Here is a 20,374-nt window from a genome sequence, read left to right on the forward strand (position 1 = left end):
TTGTATCGCGTTGTTAGTGGCTGTGGTTGTGGTCATGGTCGTGGTTGCGTTCCTCGTCGTGCCCATGCCCGTGATCGTGGCCGTGTCCATGCTGGCGTTGGTGACCCTCCCCATCAGGCCCTCGCCGAACAAACTGCCCGGAAAACGCGCGATCGACGACCTCCGACAGCGCGGGGTGGACGTGCACTGACTCTCGAATGTCCCAGACTGTTCCGGTGCCTGCTGTCATCGCGACCACGACCTCCTCGATGAGCGTCGGCGCATCGGGGCCGACGATGTGACAGCCGAGAATCTCGCCGCTCGGCTCGATGAGGACTTTGACGACCCCCTCGGCGTGCATCGCCTGTCCGCGCGCCGTGTCCTCGTACTGGTACGTCGCTGTTGCATACGGCCGTTCTGCCTCGCGTACGTCCTGTTCTCGCAACCCGACGCCGGCAACTTCCGGGGAACTGAACACCGCAAACGGCATCGCCGTGTAGTCGATCGGCTCCAACTCGTCTCCGAACAGATTTCGTGCGACGGTTCGCGCCTCGTGGTTCGCGTTGTGTTTCAGCAGGTACTCGCCGACGATATCCCCGAGCGCCCAGATCCCGTCTGCCGTCGTCCGGAGGTACTCGTCGGTTGCGACGAACCCTCGCTCATCGGTTTCGACACCTGTCGCGTCCAGATTCAGCGTATCCGTGTTTGGCTGGCGTCCCGCTGCGACGAGAAGCGTGTCACCGCTCACCGTGAGCGACTCCCGCTCGTCAGGATTGCCCCACGCGGGCGGGTACGGTCGCGCGTTGACAGTTATCTCATCCCCGGACTGCCCCTCTCCGGACTGCGAGACACCGACCGCCTCGTAGCCCGTATACACGTCGAACCGATCGGCGTACCGGTCGGTGAACGACGCGCCAACCTCCTCGTCTGCCTGGGGGAGCAACTGCGGCCGTCGGCCGATGATCGAGACGTCGCTCCCGAACGTCCCGAAGAAGTGTGCCAGTTCGGCCGCGATGTAGCCACCACCCACGATGACCAGGTCGTCCGGCGGCGTCTCGAGTTGCAACGCTTCTGTGCTGGTCAGATAGTCCACGTCGTCGATTCCCTCGAGAGACGGAATCGCTGGCCGCGTCCCCGCTGCGATAAGGACGGTTTCCCCGCGAACTCGCGCCCCACTGTCGGGGCCGCTGACGAGTTCCACCGTTCGGTCGTCGACGAAGCGCCCCTCGCCCTCGAGAAGGGTGTGCTGACTCGAGGATCGAATCCCGTGCTCGATCGAGTCGGCGCTCCCCGAAACGTCGTCGTTCACGTCGCGAACGATTTCGGCGAACTCGACGTCGGTGACGGCTGCATGGATGCCGAATTCGTCGGCACGCTCGATGGTGGTCATCACGTCGGCGTGATACAGGAGCTTCTTCGAAGGAATGCAGCCCCGATTGAGGCAGGTGCCACCGAGCGGTCCCTTTTCGACGACGGCAACCGAGTGGCCGCGATTTGCTGCGACGCTCGCGACGTCGAGACCGGATCCGGAGCCGATGACGAGAAAGTCGACCGTCTGTGGTTCTGATTCTGCCGACGACGCTGCCTCCGACCTCGACGTTGACTCTGCTTCCGATTCAGTTTCGGCTCCGGTATCCGTTCGCATACGACCTGGACACCGCCCAGTCAAATCAAACTCACAGGGTCTGTTGAGACCCTCGGTCACTGATACGAAGCGCGTGCTGAATATAGAGGATAGATTTATCGCCAGTCTCCGTGCGAGCGAAGCGAGCGCGGTTCCCGGACGGCGAGGCCGAGGGCCGAGCCGTCCGCCTTTTTCAGCGAACTTTTTGCGCCCTGTATGCAGTACGAACTCGCAAACGTGTCACCGTAGGGGAGTTCAGCAGGACCCACTCACAGGCACTCGAGTACCTGGCTGTCGAACTGCCGTGGTGCAAGATGCTGGGGTGCCGGGATACCTCGAGACGAGTCCCGATCAGTTCGCAGCGCAGTTGTTCGGCCCGAGCTCGAGTTCCTCGACGTCACCGCCAGGCTGTTCCTTGCCCCAGTTGATCTGCTTGATCTCGTTGTAGTTCGCCGGTTCGTCGGCCAGACTGTCGACGATCGTCTCGACGAACGCGTCCTCGTCGCCGGCTTCGACGTAACTCAGGAGTTCGTTCGTCGTCTCCGCTTGCAACTCACCGAGGTCGGTCGCAAGTGGCCTGATCGACTCGTCGCTGAAGTGGCCGGGCAACACGACTCGCTCGTCGTCGAGTTCCGTCACGCGCTCTAAGCTGTCGAACAACTGGCTCGCGGCCGTTCGGACGGCATCCTCTGCACTGTCCTCGAGGTCCGGCCGGCCGACGCTGCGGAGGAACAGCGTGTCGCCGCTGAGCAGAGCGTCGCCGAACTCGAAGGAGACACTGCCTGGCGTGTGCCCCGGCGTGTAGATCACGTCCAGATCACGTCCACCGACGGCAATTGACTCCCCATCCACGAGCTCTGTGACTCTGCCGAGTTCGCCCGCGTCATCCTCGTGGAGATAGTACGGGACATCGAGTTCGCCGGCGAGCTGTCGCGCACCCGAGACGTGGTCGGCGTGGGCGTGTGTATCCGCAATGCCAACAATCTCTAGCTCGCGCTCGTCGGCGACGTGCAGATACTCGTCGATGTACTGGCTCGGATCGACAACGACGGCTTCCCCGTCATCGTGAACGAGATACGACACACAGCCCGTCCCTGGGCGAACGATCTGGACAACGCCGTCGACACTCTCGACCTCGTACTGACGATGGACGCGACCCCAGCCGTTCATCCCGTCCGCGACCGACTTCGCGTCGAAGCCATGCGTCCGGAGGAACTCTGCTGCACGGGCCGACGTCACGCCAGCGATACACATGACTGCAATCTCAGTCTCCGCCGGCAACTCGTCTATGTGTGACTCGAGTGTCGAGTAATCGTACTCGAGTAACTCGTCGTAGATCGGGATGTTCATGCTTTCGCCGATCTGCCACTCGTCGTACTCCGATTCGGACCTGACGTCGAGGACGAACAGGTCCGCTGACTCGTCGTGCTGGAGGCGCCGAGAGACATCGATCGGATCGATGGTGGTATTGCTCATTCATCCCAATATAAAACGGAGGCCGCTATTAAGTATACTGGTCGGATATCCTACCAGTCTGCAGTGATGACTCTCATACCATTGGAACAAGCATTGTCGTCGCCGTTCAGCAGCGACGCAACTTTCGTCCGGGTATTCCAGTCGATATCCGCGACAGAGAGAAATCCGCTTCGTTGTCAAACACTTGAACGACCATCCAGGGTAGCGGCTGGGGCTGTCGGTGTTTCGGTTGCGGCTAGCTCTGGGCTGGTACGTCGGCGCTCGTTTCGTTGTACTTGTCTTCGAACTCCTGGATGAGCTGCCCCATCTTGGCGTACCAGTCGTTCAACATCCGCTGCATGTCGTTTGCGATCTGGTTCGGGTCGGTCGGATAGTAGACGTGGTAGTAGCCGCCCTGGTCGTAGTTGATCTGCTCTTTCTGGATGAAGCCGCTCTGGAGCAGGCGCTGGATCGAGCGGTAGGCTGTCGATCGCTCGCGGTCGACGCGCTCTGCGACCTCGTCGATCGTGAGCGGTTCATCGCTCTGGACCATCGCGCGGAAACACTCCTTGTCTAGTTGCTTTAGCCCGTGAATACACTCGAGCAGCCCTTCACACTGCATATCCTGTTGGAGTTGTTCAGATAGTGACTCAGGCATGTTGGTATCCAATTCTACGACTCGTACCCGTATAAGGGTTGTGTGAATATTGTGCAATCTCGATTTGACGGGATCGACGCCATCACGATCTCGTTGACGTTGCCGTTCGTGTTCGCGTTCCCGTTGACATTCGCATTCGTCCAGATCACACTGGACGTCTCGCGGTTGGCTTCGGTTTCACCCAGATGCGGTGAGTGCTCTGTCCCTCACCGGCTCGTTCTGGAAGCACTCGAGATCGGTGAGCAACTACTACGTGACGGAACGTCAGACCTCGCTTGACTCGTGTGCGGGGCCTGCTCGCGGTTCAGGTTCTTCCTCACCGATTTGAGACGATTTTCGCCATTTCTCTCAGCATCTGAGAGAACCATAGGATATTATAATACACGATAGCTAATAATTGTCTTGGTATGGCACACCAACGACAGACACGCCGGCGGGTACTACGGGGAATCACAGCAACGGGCCTGACGCTCGGGATGATCGGGACTGGCAGCGCACAGTCGTCGTCGACGTACGTCGTCACCGGGGGTGGGCGGACGCGCCTCGAGAACGCAGGCGCGACGATCAGGCGAGAACTCGCGAACGGATCCGTCTTCATCGTCTCGGCCGAGGATGGCGCTGCGGACGACCTGCGCTCCGTTTCGGGCGTCAGTGGGGTCACGGAGAACTTCGAGGTCGAACACGATGGGCCGATTTCAGAGGTGGAGCCACAGACGACCGACGACGCCGAATTCACCGAGAAGCAGTGGGACAAGGAGATTACGGATACGTTCGAAGCCCACGACTACGCAACCGGTGAGGGGACGCGAATCGTCATCGCAGATACCGGCGTCGACGGCACGCATCCGGATCTGGAAGCGAACTTTAACGAGGAGTTGAGCGTCTCGTTCGTCGACGGCGGCGAAAAAGATGAACACATCGGCGACTCCGGCGACCACGGCACCCACGTTGCTGGCACCGCGGCCGCAACCGGTGCAGAAGGGATTACCGGAACCGCACCTGACGCCGAACTCGTCTCCGTTCGTGTCCTCGGTCCAGATAGTAGCTCCTTCGCGGACATCCTCGCCGCAGCCGACTACACCGCCGAGATCGGTGCAGACGTCGCGAACTACAGCCTCGGTGCGGGTCCGTTCCCACCCGAGGCCAACAGCGACGGTACTCGAGTCGCCGTCCAGAAGGTGATGCAAGATGTCGCCCGTCGTGGGACGGTGTCGACAGTCTCTGCAGGCAATGCCGAGACCGATCTTCAGCGGGGTGGCCTGTTCTATCTGCCGGGGACCGTCCAGGGAGTGATGACGGTTTCGGCGAGCGGTCCGGGGGACAACCTTTCGTTCTACTCGAACTACGGGACGAGTGAGATCGAGGTCGGCGCACCCGGTGGTGGCCGGGGGACACTCGAGGAAACTGTCACCCCCGACGATCTCGTCTTCTCGACCGAACCAGACGGGACCTACGGCTGGAAGGCCGGCACGTCGATGGCTGCCCCGCAGGTTGCGGGACTCGTTGGACTCGTGCGTGAACTCGAGCCTGATGCACACGCGAACCAGGTCGAGAACGCGATCGCACACGGTGCGGAACTCGTTCCGGGACGCAGCAGCCCCGAGTTCGGCGCTGGTCGAATCAACGCGCTGAACACCGTCAGCAACCTGTAGACAGCGCTGGAGCAGCGATTACGGGTTTCTTTTTCCCTCTTCCCTCTTCCCTCTTCCATCTGCTCTCCTCTCTTCGTTCTTTGGTTGACCAGTGACCACTGACAGTGCCCTGTAATCACCGACTGTCGACTATCGATCGTCCGTCCAGCCACTGTGGCCACGCAGAACGATCTTGCCTGCCAGACACGTCCGCTATGTCTCCGTCTTCTACTTCTACTTCTACATCTACGTCTCCAGCACGCGCGAAACTCACTCGAGTTCGTACTGTGCAACTTCCGTCGAGCCACACGTTGGACACGTCGTCACGTCGTCTTCGATCGAGACGCCGCAGTGTCGACATTCGTAGAGTGTCTCCTCTTCTCGAACGGCAGAGACCAATTGGCCAAGGTATGTAGAGAGCATGCGGGCGGGTAGTACCTTCGTCTACCAGCGTAATCGGTATATATCCCACCCAAGTGGAGTGAAACTGAAAATCTGCCATAGCGGCTTTCAGAAGCCAATATGCTACGCAACGCGAGCAAACATCATACGGTTGCTATAATGGGGAATATGACTCTCAGTCAATCACTACTGTCAAGATGACGTGTAATTTCATTGTGTCTCGGATGTCGCCGTTCCGGGCATCCAGAACGTCAGTGCGATCACCACCGCCATGATCACGGCGAGCGCAATATAGCCCTGATCGAAGTAGCCGTAGTCGCCAATCACGCCGAAGATCACGGGCCCTGTGGCGGCGAGCGACGCGGATACCGTTCGGACGACGCCGAGTCCGGAACCCTGCATCTCTTTGGAGAACGAGTCTGCGAGATACGACTGGGTGACCGCCCCGGTTCCAAGCATTGTGCTGATCAATGCCGTGATCACAACGAGCAGCCAGACGCTATCGACGAACGGCAACAGGAGGAATCCAGCCACGGCTGGCGTCAGGATACTGATCAGCGCGATTCGCATGCCGATGCGGTCGTACGCGGCACCGGCTGCGGGTTTGACGAGTACGCCGACTGCGAAGAAGAAGCCAAACAACACGCTCGCTGTCGTTGGCGACAGATCTTTGATCCTCGTCAGGTAGGTCGGATAGAACGCGGTGAACGACTGCCAGATGAACATATAGAGGAACAGAATGCCCGTCATAAGCCCCATCGCTGGCCGTCGAAGCTCCGCAAAGACACTGAGGAGATCGCTGAGCGACTGGGTACTCGAGTCGCCGTCAGAAGCAGCGTCGGAATCGGATCGAGCAGCTGTCTCGGCCGCTTCCTGTTCTTCTTTCAATCGCCGCGAGCGTGCTGACTTCGTGGACGAGGTGGCGACGACAGCGAGACCGGCGAGGAGGAGTAGCGGTGCAACGAATCCGAGTCCCGCTTGCCACGCGATGGCTGCGGCGAGCAGCGTTGCAATCGGTGGCAGGACTGTCTGCCCGATATCGCCCGTTGCCATGGTGACACCGAGGGCGCTTCCGAGTCGTCCTGGGTAGAGATTCGAGAGGAACGTGATCCTCGCAATCGGGTACAGCGAGTGGCCGAGTCCCCAGAGAGCTGTCGCGACAAACAGAACGAGTGCCGACGACGAGGTAACGATGATGCCGAGCGAAAGCGCGACGATGGCCGCCCCGACTGCCATGAGTTTTCGCTCGCTGTACCGGTCGGCAAGCATGCCACCCGGGAGCTGTCCAATCGCTGCAAAGAACCACAGCACCGTCACCAGGAGTCCGGAGACTGCGAGACTCAGTCCGTATGCCGTTTCGAGATGGGGAATGATGACGGGATAGATCATCCGCGTTCCGTTCAACAATCCCCAGCCAACGGCAACCGCGACGAGCGAAATTCCCTTTCCGCCGCCCCAGAGTCCAGAAACTTCCTGTCTCAGTAGTAGGAGAAACGTCATCAAGAGCAGTCCGTACTGAACGATTCGGCTGTCCACCCATAGTTGCTGGTTTTGCTTCTCATCTTACCGCTTTCGTGCGTTTGGACGCAACGCTTTCGCGAATCCGTACCGTCCTTCCCTGTCCTTTCGCTCTCTCACCTCGTTCCAGTCACGACCTGTCGCAGTCGACGACTCAACGCCGCTGGTCGCCGCACTGGACTGTGGGTTCGGAACGCAGGCGGGGGTCAGGATGGCCGACCCCAAAATCGCGTGAGCGAAGTTCGAGGCGCTCGTCGAGGGTGCCAAGATCGCGACCGAGCGTGTCTACTGACGTCACTGCCCTGTTCGACGCCTCCGCTCTTTTCGATAGACGTGCGCGTACAGAAACTGACGCTATCTGGCCTTCTCAGCGTCCGATCGTTCCCTGTCGCGTGATCGGGGCATCGGGATTGATAACGAACGCGACAAGCAGCGACGCCTCCTGTGCAGTAACCGTGGCGTCGGTTTCGTGGACGAGGAGTCCGCTCTCGGCTGTCTCGAACGTCGTGTCTGCGACGGTGACAGCGCCGTCGAAGACGTAGAAGTACGTATCCCAGCCAGGCCGTGCGGGGAGCGCCACGCTCGCGTCTTCGTCCAGATAGCTATCGTAGAAGTGTACGTCGTTGCGGACGGTGAGTGGTGCGCCAGTGTCCGTCCCGTGAGTGGCCGTCTGGTCGGTGTCCGTCTCATCGTTCTCTGTCCCGTCGGCGTTTGCCCCGTCAGTGTCTATCTCGTCGGTAACAGCAGTCCCATCACCGTCAGCCGGTTCGAAGAGATGTCGCCACTCGTTGGCTACCGGTTCGGGAATCGGCTCGTGTTGAATCGTCGCCGGCAACTCGAGACTGTGCGGCCGCACGAAAATCTGGAGCATCCGAAGCGGTGGGTCGTCCGCGAGCGTTCGCTCCTCGTGCCAGAACGACTGCCCCGCTCCCATCACCATCAGGTGGTCCGAGTCGGTGACGAGTTCGTTCCCCTCCTGGTCGTCGTGGCGCATCACTCCGTCAGGAATCCACGAGATAATCTCCTCGTTGCGGTGCTGATGCATCGGAATCAGCGTGTCGGGATCCATGTACGACTCGACAACCGTCGCGAGCGGGCCGTAGCCGTGGTCCTCGTGGGACGGCCGATTCCGTCCGGGGAAGTTAAAGTGTGTGCGGAAGTTCCCCTGCTCCTGCGAGACGGTCGTTCGCGAGGCCTTGTAGAGTTCCGTTGACTCGAGTGTCACTACTCGCTCTTTGCAAGAGCGACGTATACTCCTGACGCCGAGTGCTGTCTCGCGTCCTCCGCTCTCCGTACTCCGTACTCCGTACTCGAGTCCCGAGTCCCCTGGACTCCGCCACACGTCTGTTCACGTCTTGTCGGCAGCCCTCTTCGGATACCCACTCGGTGTTCACAGACCACCGATGCAATCGTTTCTATCGCTTTCGTCCCGGTTGTTGCTGTGCAGGCCCTGTTTCTGCACGCGACACGAACGATTCTCCACTCACAACACTGCTCGCTTAGTTGCGTCGCTCAGTTGCGTCGCTCAACCGTGAACGACTCGAGCTGGTCGTTCAGTTCGGCTGCAGTGTCGGAGAGCGAGCGGGCGGAGCCGGCGATTGCTGAAATCGTCGCGGTTTGCTCCTCAGCGGCTGCCGCAACGCTGCTGGTCTCTCTGAGCGTTCGCTCGCTTTGCTCGGTTGCGTCGTCGACCATCGCGACGACCTGCTGGCTGGTGTGGGACTGTTCGTCGGTTGCGCTGTTTATCGATTGTACACCGTCGTTTGCGTTCTGGACGCTGTCGGCGATGTCTTCGAGGATTTCGAGGCTTTCCTCGATCGTTTCTGCGCCGTCGGCGACTTCCTGTTGCATCGTCTGGATCTCGCGGACGGCGTCCTGTGCCGAGTTTTGTACGTCAGTGACGATTTCGTCGACCTCCTCGGTTGCGTTTCCAGTTTCGGCAGACAGCGACTTCACCTCTTGGGCGACGACGGCGAATCGCTTTCCGTCGTCGTTTGCGCGTGCTGCTTCGATCGACGCGTTAACTGCGAGCAGGTTCGTTTCCTCCGCAATCTCGTCGATGAGCGTCACAATTTCTGTGACTTCGGTGAGTTCTTCGTCCAGGGTCTCGATCCGTTCGCCAATCGTCTTCGTCTGCTGTTCGATTCGATCGAGTGCCTCGATTGCATCGCTCGCCGTTTCGCGTCCCGACCGGGCGTTCGTCGCTGCCTGTTCGGACAGGTCTGCGACGCCGTCTGCCGTCGAGGCAATCTCCTCGATCGTCGCCGACAGATCAGTCATCTCAGCAAGCACCGCTTCGAAGCGGTCGTTCTGCTCGTCCGTTGCAGCCGAAATTTCGTCTGCCGACTGGCTGACCTCCGTACTCGCTTGTTCCATTTCGGAGACGCTCGTCGACACTTCCGTCCCAACCTGGTCCACCTCGTCTGCCATCGCCTGGATGTTCTCGAGCGTTCCAGCGACATCGTCCAGCATGGTGTTCAACCCGTCGCCAATTTCGACCATCGCATCGTGGTCGCTTTCGATCGTCACGCGGTGGGTGAAATCCCCCCTGGCACACTGTTCGAGGACCGCTCGACATCGCTCGGCGTCTGCTTCGAGCATGGCGTTTCGCCGTTCGACGTCCTCTCGCTGTTGTTCGATTTCTGCTCGACGCTCCTCGAGTTCAGTAATGCGCGCCTCGAGTCCGGTTCGCATCCGTTCGAGCGACTCGCCGAACTCGCCGGGGACATCCGCCGTGAGCACGTTCGCAGAGAAGTCTTCGCGTGCGAGCGCATCAGCCTGGTCGGCGACAGTCGTCAGGTAGTCGTGCATGTCGACGATCGAGTCCTGGAGGCTGCCCACTTCATCGCTCTGGTCGGTTTCGGTGGGCTGTGTCTGCAGGTCGCCACTCGCAATATCGTCGGCGACACCTTGCATCTCCTGCAGTGGGTGGATAATATCCGTCCTGGCGATGAGCATCGTGTTTACGAACGCAATACTCGCTAACAGGAAGACGACTGCAGTGAGGACAATTTGCGCTGTCGGGAAGACGGTAAACGCCTCGGTGGGCCCGAGAAATACGAGCGGGAGTGCGAACACAGCAATTGTCGAGAGAAACTGCAACACAACTGCTGCTATCATCTTCCGTTCGGTACTCCCCGCAATCCCCAGCCGATCCATACTGCTCCAGAGGAGCGACTCGTAGTGGTGCCGGACGTCTGCATTGCCAGCAGCGTCGGTCCCACTGCTCGAAGCGGTTGCCATGCCTATGCAATCCGACGAGTGGCACTTAAACGGAGAAGGGGTCTCTCAGCGCCTTGGAAGCGCTAGACTATCGCCTCGAATTTTCTGTCCCGACTCGAGACGACCGGGCACTCCCCGATTCGGTCGATCTATTCGAGTACGAGTGTCGTCGCTGCTCGAGACCACGCGTTTGCCGCGACAAGAAGTGAGTCGTCGCCGGTGCCGCAAAACCGTCAAATGAGGCGTTTAAACGAAGGGAACGACATCCGGCAGCGGAAGCACCGGCACCATGAACAGTCCTCCGATCGTGACCAGACCCATCAGAACCGGAACGAGGACGCTCGCGTAGTTCGTCTGCTCGAGCACTCGGCCCAGGTCGCTCCCCATGTTGGACAGCGATGGCGTCGTACTCTGGCGGAGGATCACCAACTCGAGTGCAAACAGGACGACCGTCGCTGCGGCGGACACCATACAGAACGGACAGATCTCACCGATAACGCCCAGCTGCAGGTAGACGAAGTACGCCGAGAACGCGACGCCACTTGCCGTAATCGGCGTCAGGATCTTGATGAGCAGGGGGTGGCGAGTGTCGAACCACCAGAGTGCGAGTCCAATCGTCGTCAGGTAGTAGAACCCACCGAGGGTCGCGAGTGGGATCCCGAAGACGTAGGCCCACTGACTGGTAATCACTTCGATGCTTCCCTGCACTGGTGTGTCAGCCGGTATTGCAGGAATTGCAAACAAGTGGATTGCCGTGAGAGCGACTGTCACGAACCAACCGAGTACTGCAACAAGCGTGAAACCTCCGAATAGTACTGATACACGCGGTGAGTACTCCCACTCGTAATCGAACTCCATTGATTGCCCCATTTCTGTTGACATACAATACTGCATTGACGGAGTCAGTACAAAAGTGTTGTGCACTATCCCCAATTCTATAAACCGGCTGCTGGGGTTCCGTCTCGGAACTGGTGTGCACAAGCGTGCCAGTCTCGCTTTTCGTGATGGAACTCGCTCCTTTCACTCTGAACCATATTGTACGATCCACACAAAACCTTTAAACACTCCCGTCCCATAAGATGCGATGATGACAACTGATACCGACAGCGGATCCACGCCACAATCTCCGACTGAACCGCTCTATATCGACGGTAAGGACCACCTCGATGACGTCGTTACCGAACACGATGTCGTCCTCGTGGACTTCTTCGCGGACTGGTGTGGTCCGTGCAAGATGCTCGAACCGGTTCTCGACGACCTCGCGTCGGCGACGGACGCAACGATCGCGAAGGTCGACGTCGATCAACACCAGCAACTCGCCGGCGCGTACGGCGTCCGCGGCGTTCCGACGCTGGTCCTCTTCGCCGACGGCGAGCAGGTCGAACAGCACACCGGCGCACTGCCGGCTGACCGACTGCAGACACTCGTCGAAAACTACAGCGAATGAGCACGGACACGCCCGTCACTGACGATACCGTTCGAGACGTCGTGATCGTCGGCTCCGGTGTCGCCGGCCTCTCGGCTGCCGTCTACACCGCCCGCGCGGACCTCGAACCACTCGTCCTCGAGGGGCCCGAACCCGGCGGACAGCTGACGCTGACGACCGAGGTAGAGAACTACCTCGGCTTCCCCGACGGGATCGGCGGCATGGAACTCATCCAGAACGGCAAAGAGCAAGCCACCCGCTTCGGTGCCGAGTTCACCCACGGGACCGTCGAGACCGCCACGCTCGACGAGCAGCCGTTCGCACTCGAGTTGGCAAGCGGCGAGACGCTGCGAACGCGGGCCCTGATCGTCGCGACCGGTGCGAGCGCCCGCTGGGTCGGCGCTGACGGCGAGGACGACCTGATGGGCTACGGGCTCTCGACGTGTGCAACCTGTGACGGTGCGTTCCACCGCGGCGACGACGTCCTCGTCATCGGCGGCGGCGATTCGGCGATGGAAGAGGCGCTCTTCCTCGCGAAGTTCGCCGACAGCGTGACGGTCGTCCACCGCCGCGACGAGCTTCGGGCGTCGGACATTATGGCCCAGCGTGCCCGCGACCACGACGCGATCGAGTTCCGCTGGAACACCGAACTGCTCGAGATTCACGGCTCTCAGGAGAACGGTGTCACCGGTGCGACGCTGGTCCACCACCCCGACGGCCACCCCACGGCGAAACTCGACTCGAGCCACGAAGTCGACCGCGAGACCGTCGACGTCGGCGGCATCTTCTACGGTGTCGGCCACGTCCCGAACACGGACTTCCTCGCGGAGTCGCCCGTCGAACTCGACGACGCGGGCTACATCCGAACCGAACCCGGAATGACGACCGAGACCGCTGTCGAGGGCGTCTTCGGTGCTGGTGACGTGATGGATCCGGACTACCGACAGGCGATTACGGCCGCCGGTACCGGGAGCATGGCTGCGCTCGATGCCGAGGCGTGGCTCGAAACCCGCGATGTAGCCGAGACCGCGGCACAACCTGTGGTGGAAGTCGAGGCCGAGGCTGAGGCCGAAGTTGAAGCCAACGACTAAGCTTGCTGATCCTCTTTCACTGTATTTCTCTCCCCTCTCTCCTCGTCTCTCGTCTCTCCTCGTCTCTCGTCTCTCGTCTCTCCTCGTCTCTCGTCTCTCCTCGTCTCTCGTCTCTCCTCGTCTCTCCTCGTCTCTCGTCTCTCCTCGTCTCTCCTCGTCTCTCGTCTCTCCTCGTCTCTCCTCGTCTCTCCTCGTCTCTCGTCTCTCCTCGTCTCTCCTCGTCTCTCGTCTCTCCTCGTCTCTCCTCGTCTCTCGTCTCTCCTCGTCTCTCCTCGTCTCTCGTCTCTCCTCGTCTCTCCTCGTCTCTCGTCTCTCCTCGTCTCTCCTCGTCTCTCGTCTCTCCTCGTCTCTCCTCGTCTCTCGTCTCTCCTCGTCTCTCCTCGTCTCTCGTCTCTCCTCGTCTCTCCTCGTCTCTCCTCGTCTCTCGTCTCTCCTCGTCTCTCCTCGTCTCTCGTCTCTCCTCGTCTCTCCTCGTCTCTCGTCTCTCCTCGTCTCTCCTCGTCTCTCGTCTCTCCTCGTCTCTCCTCGTCTCTCGTCTCTCCTCGTCTCTCCTCGTCTCTCGTCTCTCCTCGTCTCTCCTCGTCTCTCGTCTCTCCTCGTCTCTCCTCGTCTCTCGTCTCTCCTCGTCTCTCGTCTCTCCTCTCTCCACTCTCCACTCTCCTCTCTCCACTCTCCTCTCTCCACTCTCCCTCTTCCCCCCTACCGTCACCATCTCACACCACGCGGTCGCGGTTCGAAATGAGCACGAAGGTCGGATCCGTCGCTAATCGACTCTCAATGTGTGGGAGACGCACTCACCATCTATGGTGCTCCGGCACATACACTCCCGTATGAGTGAGCAGATTCTCCTCCCATACGACGGTTCGACACCCTCGGAGAAGGCACTCGAGTACGCACTCGAGACGTTCCCCGACGCCGACCTCACCGCGCTGTACGTGGTTCCGGCGCCGCGAGGTTATTGGGGAGCGTTCGAAGAAGCCGAAGACAGAATTCCGAACGCGGAGAAGGCCAAAGAACGCGGTCATGAGCTACTTGACGACGCGGAGGCGATGGCAGCGGACCAGGATCGGGATCTCGAGACTGAACTGATCGTCGGCGAACCCGAGCACGTGATCGTCGGCCAGGCGTCGGATGGTGAGTACGACACGATCGTCATCGGAAGCCATGGCCGCGAGGGCGTCTCTCGGGTGCTGCTCGGCAGCGTTGCGGAGAAGGTCGTTCGGCGGTCTCCGACGCCGGTCGTCGTCGTCCGGTGACCGGTGTCCGATACTTGCTGTCGGGGAACCGCACCACCTCTCTCCTCATTGTCCTTCCCTTCTTTCATCCCTTCGTCCAGCCTTCTCCGGGCTTGCTCTGTTTCGACGCACCTGTTTCCGCACGTTGGCTTGACGAGACAACTCCCTGAAATAACATTCATCCCGCTGCTCGGACAGGTGGTGCCATGGAACTCGAGTCGTTCTACCACGTTGCAATCAAAGTCGAGGACCCGGAGACAGCCGCAGCGTTCTACCGGGAGTACCTGGATGCAGCCATCGTCGACCGCCGTCGAGCAGCGGAGTCGGATGACGCGTTCGCTGTCGACGCAGTTGTCCTCGAGATTGCCGACAAGCGCGTGTATCTGTTCGATCAGGCTCCCTACGAAGCGGCCGGCATCGTGGAAGAACAGCCGCTCGGATTCTTGCACTTCGGCTACGTCGTCACGGACGGTATCGAGGACGCCATCGCGACGCTGTCCGACGACGATGTCGAGATCGTCATGGAGCCAGCAGTGTATGACGATTCACGAATCGCGTTCTTTGTTGCGCCGGGAGGGATCCGCATCGAACTGATCGAGTACCTCGACTATAGTAGCCACTGCAAGTCACTGCACACCTGATCGCCAGCCTGCTCGGCGATCAGTGTGTAACTAGTTGCAGTTGTTACTATAGCTTCACACACCCGATTGTGGCGCTTATCCGGCGTTCGATCGTCCAAGCGCTTATTCGACACCACGCCGTGCGTCGCGTATGGATCCAGCGGCGTTCGACCACGAAGAACACATGCACAGAGCGTTCGACCTCGCACGGGAGGCCGTCGCTCGCGGCGATCGACCGTTCGGGAGCGTGCTCGTTCGCGACAACACGGTCGTCGACTCGGCCTCGAATCGCGTGGTGACCGAAGACGACATTCGGCGGCATCCGGAACTCCACCTCGCCTACCGTGCAGTCCGGGGGTTCGACCCAGCGGGGCGGGCTGAACTCGTGATGTACACCAGTACAGAACCGTGCCCGATGTGCGCCGGCGGACTGGTCAGTGCAGGCCTCGATCGAATCGTCTATAGCGTCGGTGGGGACGAGATCGGGGAGTTCACCGGGGACAGTCCAGCAGTTCGCGCGGCGACCATACTGAAAGGTGTTACCGATGTCGTCGGGCCGGTTCTGAACGAGGATGGAAGACACCTCCACGAGACGTTCGACTGGGCAGCAACTCGAGACTGACGAGATTCCCCACTTTTGTTTTGGTGACTAACGCCCGCGCACGTCAGTCCGGCCCGGGAACGGCGATTCCAGCGCAGCGACGAGCACATCGACCGTCTCCTCGGCGTCGTCGAGGTCGATCGTCTCGACAGGTGAGTGCGTGTACCGACAGGGGACAGCAATCGCGCCAGCGTGGCGCGCCCGGCCGGCACTCTGGAACTCCGTCGCGTCGGTCGTGCCCCCGATCATGACGTCGTGCTGGAGGGTCACGTCGGCCGACGACCCGGCGGCTGTGAGCCACTCGAGTGTCTGTCGATCGACGAGGACGCCACCGAAGAGGTACTCGGAGGTGCCGTCGCCGAACTCCACTACCGGACCAGCGCCGAGTTCGACGGTACTCGATCGGTCGCCGTCGATCGGGTAGTCGTCGCTCGGGAAGATCTCGAGTGCGATGGCGATGTCAGGATCCACCTCGTGAACTGCAGCACGGGCACCGCGGAGGCCGACTTCTTCCTGGACGGTGGCGGCGTAGTGGACGGTTCGATCCGAGTCGGTCTCGCGGGCGACGGCGACGAGGATTGCGAGTGCGATGCGGTCGTCGAGCGCTCGGCCCGCGAGTCGGCCGTTTGCGAGGTCGGTTAGTTCGCGGTCCCAGGTTGCGTGGTCGCCGGGTTCGACGTTTAGTTCGGCCACTTCCTCCTGACTTCGGGCACCGAGGTCGATGTGCAGGGTTTCAGGGAGACTGCCTTTCTCGTCGCCGTCCATGAAGTGTCGCGGCTTCGTCCCGACGACGCCGGGAACCTTGTCGGGGCCGACGAGCACGTGTTGCCCGGGGAGATAGCCCCGGTAGTGGCCGCCAAGCATCGAGAACGAGCAGAGGCCGTCCTCAGTGATATCGTCGATCAGAAACGCGAGTTCGTCAGTGTGGGCGGCGAGGAGGACGTCTTTGGTGTCTGTGTCGTTGTCGATGCCGGTACCAGTGTCGGTCCCGTTCGAACCGCTATCGTCGGTATCGTCAGCACTGGAGTCGTCCTCACCGTAACTCGTCGCGACGACGTTTCCCATCGAATCCCACGACACCTCGTCGACGTACGGCTCGATCAATTCCTCGAAAACACGGGCGACGTGATACTCGCCACCGGGACCGCCGCGAGCAGCGACGAGTCGGTCGAGTTCCGTCCGTTTGAGCGCCATGACGGTCCTGTGTCGGCGAAACGGACATAGCTCTTGGGGCCCCGGCAGTCGGTGACGCTGACCGCCTATGATGCTAGGGGCGGATTATTTTCACCCTGGTGTAACGTGCTAGGAGCACACTAGGGTAGTGTTCTCAATGTTCAATGAAGACACGACATCCGACATCGATCGACGCCGATTCATCAAATCGACGGCTGCTATCGGCGCAGCAGGGCTCTTTGCCGGGTGCGTTGGAACCGATCCAGATGAAACCGGTGATGGGGGTGGGACGTTCCGGATCGCGACACCAGACGAGGTCGAGACGTTCGATCCGCGAATGAATCAGATGGTGTGGTACAGTACGGCTGCACACTACCTGTTCGACTCGCTTTTCATGTTGGAACCGGACGGCAGTGGCGCGGTCCCACACCTTGCCGACGGCGAACTCGAGGAGGTCGACGAAACGACGTTCGTCGTCGACATCCGCGATGACGTCACCTTCCACAACGGTGACCAGCTGACCGCGGAGGACGTGGCGTACTCGCTCAACTGGGTCCGTGACCCGGACAACGACTCGCCCAACCTCTCGAACGTCGAGTTCATCGACGAAGCCGAGGCGACTGGTGAGTTCGAGGTCACACTCCACCTCGACTTCCAGTTCGCGCTGATGGAACGGGAGTTATCCTCGATGAACGCCGCGATCGTTCCAATGGATGCCGCCGAGGAGATGGGACAGGAGGAGTTCGCTCAGAACCCAATCGGCAGTGGGCCGTTCGAACTCGCGAACCACGATCCGTCGGCCAGCGTCGAACTCACGGCCAACGACGACTACTTCCTCGGCGAACCCACCCTCGGCGGGGTCGAGTACCGGATCATTCCAGAGGCAGAGGTTGGGTTCGTCGAACTGGCGGACGGTACTATTCACCAGTCGAGTGTGACGGAAGCCCTCGTCGACGAAGCTGAATCGAACGACAACGTCAACACGTACCAGATCAGTGATTTCAACTTCCAGGGGTTCATCATCAATTGTCTGGAAGGCCCGTTCGTGGACACCAGGGCTCGCGAAGCCGTTCAGTATCTCGTCGACTATGACGAACTGCTGACTGGTGCGGTCGGTGACCTCGGTAGTCGAAGTGTTGCCCACATGCCCCCGGGTGTCGCCGAAGCATGGGATTTCCCAGCCGACGAGTGGCGAGAACAGTACTACCCGGAGCAAGACCACGACCGTGCCGTCGAACTGTTCGAGGAGGCTGGACTCGGCACCGACTTTGAAGTTGACATTGTGACCATGTCTGGCGAGTCGACGACGGGACGATCCACTGTCTTACAGCACGAGTTCCAGGAAGTCGGAATCGATGCATCGGTCAGAGAGGTCTCAGACGGCGAATGGCTGGATGCACTCGATACCGGGGACTACGACATCAACACCTATGGCTGGGGCGGCGGCGACGACCCGGATGGCTACTACTACCGGATGTTCCGTGACCTCGCAAACGACGACGGTGGCATGAGCGACGATGTCGTCGGCCATTCGTCGATCGGCTACCTCTACGAGGGCGCTCGAGATCGCGGCGACGACGAATTACTCGACGAGCTCGAACGACTGGACGAACTCGTTCGTGCAGCGCGAGAGACGACGGATCGAGACGAACGCTACGAGTACTACGTCGAGGCAGTCGACCTCCTCATGCCACTGCATCCGGTCATCGGCGTCTACTCCGCCGAGGGTATAACTGGCGTCCACACGGACGTACAGGACTACGAGCCGAGTCCGTTCGGCGAGCAGGAGGCGTTCAACCAGTGGCAAGAGGCGCGGATCGACGACTAGCTGGCAAGCTCCCGTCACTGATCGGAATGGTCTCGTATACAGTTGGGGCTCCGTAGAGACGCCCGTCGACACTTCGTTCACCACATCCCGGTCCTGTGTCGACGAAATGACTCTCGCTCTTTGGGCCCCGACAGTCGGTGACGGCGGCCACCTATGATGCTAGGGACGGATTATTTTCCCCTGATGTGACTTGTCTGGAGTACACTAGGGTAGTGTTCTCAATGTCCAAGGAAGACACAACATCCGACATCGATCGACGCCGATTCATCAAATCGACGGCTGCTATCGGCGCAGCGGGGCTCTTCGCGGGGTGCGTTGGCAGCGACCCAGACGAGCCAGGAGACGGGAGTGGGACGTTCCGGATCGCGACCTCTGACGAGGTCGAGACGTTCGATCCGCGAATGAATCAGATGGCGTGGTACAGCACGGCTGCACACTACCTGTTCGACTCACTCCTCATGATGGAGCCCGACGGCAGTGGCACCGTTCCACACCTCGCCGATGGCGAACTCGAGGAGGTCGACGAAACGACGTTCGTTGCAGATATCCGTGATGACGTCACCTTCCACAACGGCGACCAACTAACCGCAGAGGACGTGGCGTACTCGCTCAACTGGGTCCGTGACCCGGACAACGACTCGCCCAACCTCTCGAACGTCGAGTTCCTCGACGAAGCCGAGGCAACCGGCGAGTTCGAAGTCACGCTTCATCTCGAGTACCAGTCTGCACTGATGGAGCGAACACTCGCCGGCATGAACGCCGCGATTGTGCCGATGGATGTCGCAGAGGAGATGGGTCAGGAGGAGTTCGGTCAGAACCCAATCGGCAGCGGACCGTTCGAACTCGCGAACCACGATCCGTCGGCCAGCGTCGAACTCACGGCCAACGAAGACTACTTCCTCGGTGAGCCAGCGCTAGATGGACTCGAGTACCGAGTCATTCCGGAGACGGAGGTCGGGTATGTCGAACTTTCAACCGGTGACATTCACCAGTCCGGTGTGACGGAGGCGTTGCTCGACGAGGCACAAGAAGACGACAATATCGACGTCTATCAGCTCGACAACTTCGACTTCCAGGGGTTCCTCGTGAACTGTCTGGACGGGCCGTTCGAGGATGTGCGAGCGCGTGAGGCACTGCAGTATCTCGTCGATTACGACGAGCTGTTGGTCGGTGCGGTCGGCGAACTCGGCAGCCGGAACTGGGGACACATGCCACAGGGTGTCATCGACGCCTGGGACTTCCCTGCAGACGAGTGGGAGGAGCAGTACTATCCCGAGCAGGACCACGACCGCGCAGTTGAACTCTTCGAGGAGGCCGGTCTTGGCACCGACTTTGACGTCGAGATTACCTCGCAGTCGGGCGAAGCGACGACTGGACGGGCGACCGTGCTCCAGAACGAGTTCGAGGAAGTTGGAATCAACGCCACGGTAAGCGAGATTTCAGACGGTGAGTGGCTGGATTCGCTCGATACCGGTGACTTCGACATCACCACGTACGGCTGGGGTGGCAACGACGACCCGGACGGCTACTACTACCACATGTTCCGTGACACCGCGAACGACGATGGTGGTATGAGCGACGATGTCGTCGGCCACTCCTCGATCGGCTACCTTTACGAGGGCGCTCGTGAGCGTGGCGACGAGGAGACGCTCGAGGATCTCGAGCGGCTCGACGAGATCGTTCGTGCAGCGCGGCAGACGACGGACCGAGACGAACGCTACGAGTACTACGTCGAAGCTGTCGACCTCCTCATGCCGCTCTATCCGGTTCTCGGTGTGTACTCCGCCGAGAGCGCGACTGGCGTCCACACGGACGTACAGGATTACGAGCCGAGCCCGTTCGGCGAGCAGGAAGCGTTCAACCAGTGGCAAGAGGCGCGGATCGACGACTAGCTGGCCAGCCACATTCACT

Annotated in this window: 18 protein-coding genes; 8 read left to right on the top strand and 10 right to left on the bottom strand. The window is 60.4% G+C overall.

Translation table 11 applies throughout. The annotated features are described in order from the left end of the window. Positions 1–13: 13 nt before the first annotated feature. The 3 genes from NMAG_RS17550 to NMAG_RS17560 form a co-directional block, all read right to left on the bottom strand. Entirely contained in the window at positions 14–1,624 is a 1,611-nt protein-coding gene (locus tag NMAG_RS17550; RefSeq protein WP_004266935.1) for a dihydrolipoyl dehydrogenase, read from the bottom strand. 330 nt (positions 1,625–1,954) lie between these two features. Beyond that, complete coding sequence (locus NMAG_RS17555; protein WP_004266936.1) at positions 1,955–3,079, bottom strand: MBL fold metallo-hydrolase; 1,125 nt, start codon at positions 3,077–3,079, stop codon at positions 1,955–1,957. A gap of 235 nt (positions 3,080–3,314) precedes the next feature. Beyond that, a complete protein-coding gene (locus NMAG_RS17560; protein ID WP_004266937.1) occupies positions 3,315–3,716 on the bottom strand; it encodes a helix-turn-helix domain-containing protein in 402 nt (133 codons plus the stop codon). Between the two features lie 407 nt (positions 3,717–4,123). Between NMAG_RS17560 and NMAG_RS17570 the strand changes: the two genes are divergently transcribed. Beyond that, positions 4,124–5,368: a S8 family peptidase gene (locus NMAG_RS17570; RefSeq protein ID WP_012996865.1), complete on the top strand. Its 1,245-nt coding sequence runs from the start codon at positions 4,124–4,126 to the stop codon at positions 5,366–5,368. Positions 5,369–5,617: 249 nt separating this feature from the next. On the opposite strand, the gene NMAG_RS21125 is transcribed toward NMAG_RS17570, so the two are convergent. The 5 genes from NMAG_RS21125 to NMAG_RS17590 all read right to left on the bottom strand — a co-directional run bounded on the left by NMAG_RS21125 (position 5,618) and on the right by NMAG_RS17590 (position 11,371). Then, positions 5,618–5,770 (bottom strand): zinc-ribbon domain-containing protein, encoded by a 153-nt coding sequence (locus tag NMAG_RS21125; protein ID WP_012996866.1) that lies wholly within the window; start codon positions 5,768–5,770, stop codon positions 5,618–5,620. A 189-nt stretch (positions 5,771–5,959) separates the two neighbouring features. Continuing rightward, a complete protein-coding gene (locus tag NMAG_RS17575; protein WP_191219387.1) occupies positions 5,960–7,249 on the bottom strand; it encodes an MFS transporter in 1,290 nt (429 codons plus the stop codon). Positions 7,250–7,634: 385 nt separating this feature from the next. Further along, entirely contained in the window at positions 7,635–8,492 is an 858-nt protein-coding gene (locus NMAG_RS17580) for a pirin family protein (RefSeq protein ID WP_004266942.1), read from the bottom strand. A gap of 287 nt (positions 8,493–8,779) precedes the next feature. Next, on the bottom strand, positions 8,780–10,510 hold the full coding sequence (locus tag NMAG_RS17585; protein WP_004266943.1) for a methyl-accepting chemotaxis protein: 1,731 nt from the start codon (positions 10,508–10,510) through the stop codon (positions 8,780–8,782). A 225-nt stretch (positions 10,511–10,735) separates the two neighbouring features. After that, complete coding sequence (locus tag NMAG_RS17590; protein WP_012996867.1) at positions 10,736–11,371, bottom strand: vitamin K epoxide reductase family protein; 636 nt, start codon at positions 11,369–11,371, stop codon at positions 10,736–10,738. Between the two features lie 205 nt (positions 11,372–11,576). On the opposite strand from NMAG_RS17590, the gene trxA reads away from it, so the two are divergent. Together trxA and NMAG_RS17600 are read left to right on the top strand one after the other, a co-directional pair. Beyond that, positions 11,577–11,936 carry a thioredoxin gene (trxA, locus tag NMAG_RS17595; protein ID WP_004266945.1) on the top strand — a complete coding sequence of 120 codons (360 nt, stop codon included), beginning with the start codon at positions 11,577–11,579 and terminating at the stop codon, positions 11,934–11,936. After that, a complete protein-coding gene (locus NMAG_RS17600; protein WP_004266946.1) occupies positions 11,933–13,006 on the top strand; it encodes an NAD(P)/FAD-dependent oxidoreductase in 1,074 nt (357 codons plus the stop codon). The genes trxA and NMAG_RS17600 overlap by 4 nt, the downstream gene beginning before the upstream one ends. Before the next feature lie 16 nt (positions 13,007–13,022). Here the strand turns inward: NMAG_RS17600 and NMAG_RS17605 are convergent, their stop codons facing one another. Further along, positions 13,023–13,655, bottom strand: a complete 633-nt coding sequence (locus NMAG_RS17605) for a hypothetical protein (protein WP_148221939.1) — start codon at positions 13,653–13,655, stop codon at positions 13,023–13,025. A 181-nt stretch (positions 13,656–13,836) separates the two neighbouring features. Here NMAG_RS17605 and NMAG_RS17610 point away from each other — a divergent pair, with 181 nt between their 5' ends. The 3 genes from NMAG_RS17610 to NMAG_RS17620 all read left to right on the top strand — a co-directional run bounded on the left by NMAG_RS17610 (position 13,837) and on the right by NMAG_RS17620 (position 15,483). Then, on the top strand, positions 13,837–14,262 hold the full coding sequence (locus NMAG_RS17610; protein ID WP_004213458.1) for a universal stress protein: 426 nt from the start codon (positions 13,837–13,839) through the stop codon (positions 14,260–14,262). A 185-nt stretch (positions 14,263–14,447) separates the two neighbouring features. After that, a complete protein-coding gene (locus NMAG_RS17615) occupies positions 14,448–14,882 on the top strand; it encodes a VOC family protein (protein ID WP_004213459.1) in 435 nt (144 codons plus the stop codon). A gap of 130 nt (positions 14,883–15,012) precedes the next feature. Then, positions 15,013–15,483, top strand: coding sequence for a nucleoside deaminase (locus NMAG_RS17620; protein ID WP_004213461.1), 471 nt, complete (start codon positions 15,013–15,015; stop codon positions 15,481–15,483). 27 nt (positions 15,484–15,510) lie between these two features. On the opposite strand, the gene NMAG_RS17625 is transcribed toward NMAG_RS17620, so the two are convergent. After that, the gene (locus NMAG_RS17625; protein WP_004213463.1) at positions 15,511–16,656 is read right to left on the bottom strand and encodes a M42 family metallopeptidase; all 1,146 of its coding nucleotides are present in this window, start codon (positions 16,654–16,656) and stop codon (positions 15,511–15,513) included. Between the two features lie 136 nt (positions 16,657–16,792). Between NMAG_RS17625 and NMAG_RS17630 the strand changes: the two genes are divergently transcribed. Next, on the top strand, positions 16,793–18,463 hold the full coding sequence (locus NMAG_RS17630) for an ABC transporter substrate-binding protein (RefSeq protein ID WP_004213464.1): 1,671 nt from the start codon (positions 16,793–16,795) through the stop codon (positions 18,461–18,463). A gap of 221 nt (positions 18,464–18,684) precedes the next feature. Then, the gene (locus NMAG_RS17635) at positions 18,685–20,355 is read left to right on the top strand and encodes an ABC transporter substrate-binding protein (RefSeq protein ID WP_012996870.1); all 1,671 of its coding nucleotides are present in this window, start codon (positions 18,685–18,687) and stop codon (positions 20,353–20,355) included. Positions 20,356–20,374 lie beyond the last annotated feature (19 nt).

The sequence above is a fragment of the Natrialba magadii ATCC 43099 genome, assembly GCF_000025625.1.
Taxonomy (GTDB): Archaea; Halobacteriota; Halobacteria; order Halobacteriales; family Natrialbaceae; genus Natrialba; species Natrialba magadii.

Excerpts from the sequence above, each read along its gene's own strand:
- NMAG_RS17550 (WP_004266935.1), bottom strand. The coding sequence starts at position 1,624 with ATGCGAACGGATACCGGAGCCGAAACTGAATCGGAAGCAGAGTCAACG.
- NMAG_RS17555 (WP_004266936.1), bottom strand. The coding sequence starts at position 3,079 with ATGAGCAATACCACCATCGATCCGATCGATGTCTCTCGGCGCCTCCAG.
- NMAG_RS17560 (WP_004266937.1), bottom strand. The coding sequence starts at position 3,716 with ATGCCTGAGTCACTATCTGAACAACTCCAACAGGATATGCAGTGTGAA.
- NMAG_RS17570 (WP_012996865.1), top strand. The coding sequence starts at position 4,124 with ATGGCACACCAACGACAGACACGCCGGCGGGTACTACGGGGAATCACA.
- NMAG_RS21125 (WP_012996866.1), bottom strand. The coding sequence starts at position 5,770 with ATGCTCTCTACATACCTTGGCCAATTGGTCTCTGCCGTTCGAGAAGAG.
- NMAG_RS17575 (WP_191219387.1), bottom strand. The coding sequence starts at position 7,249 with ATGACGTTTCTCCTACTACTGAGACAGGAAGTTTCTGGACTCTGGGGC.
- NMAG_RS17585 (WP_004266943.1), bottom strand. The coding sequence starts at position 10,510 with ATGGCAACCGCTTCGAGCAGTGGGACCGACGCTGCTGGCAATGCAGAC.
- NMAG_RS17590 (WP_012996867.1), bottom strand. The coding sequence starts at position 11,371 with ATGTCAACAGAAATGGGGCAATCAATGGAGTTCGATTACGAGTGGGAG.
- trxA (WP_004266945.1), top strand. The coding sequence starts at position 11,577 with ATGACAACTGATACCGACAGCGGATCCACGCCACAATCTCCGACTGAA.
- NMAG_RS17600 (WP_004266946.1), top strand. The coding sequence starts at position 11,933 with ATGAGCACGGACACGCCCGTCACTGACGATACCGTTCGAGACGTCGTG.
- NMAG_RS17610 (WP_004213458.1), top strand. The coding sequence starts at position 13,837 with ATGAGTGAGCAGATTCTCCTCCCATACGACGGTTCGACACCCTCGGAG.
- NMAG_RS17615 (WP_004213459.1), top strand. The coding sequence starts at position 14,448 with ATGGAACTCGAGTCGTTCTACCACGTTGCAATCAAAGTCGAGGACCCG.
- NMAG_RS17620 (WP_004213461.1), top strand. The coding sequence starts at position 15,013 with ATGGATCCAGCGGCGTTCGACCACGAAGAACACATGCACAGAGCGTTC.
- NMAG_RS17625 (WP_004213463.1), bottom strand. The coding sequence starts at position 16,656 with ATGGCGCTCAAACGGACGGAACTCGACCGACTCGTCGCTGCTCGCGGC.
- NMAG_RS17630 (WP_004213464.1), top strand. The coding sequence starts at position 16,793 with ATGTTCAATGAAGACACGACATCCGACATCGATCGACGCCGATTCATC.
- NMAG_RS17635 (WP_012996870.1), top strand. The coding sequence starts at position 18,685 with ATGTCCAAGGAAGACACAACATCCGACATCGATCGACGCCGATTCATC.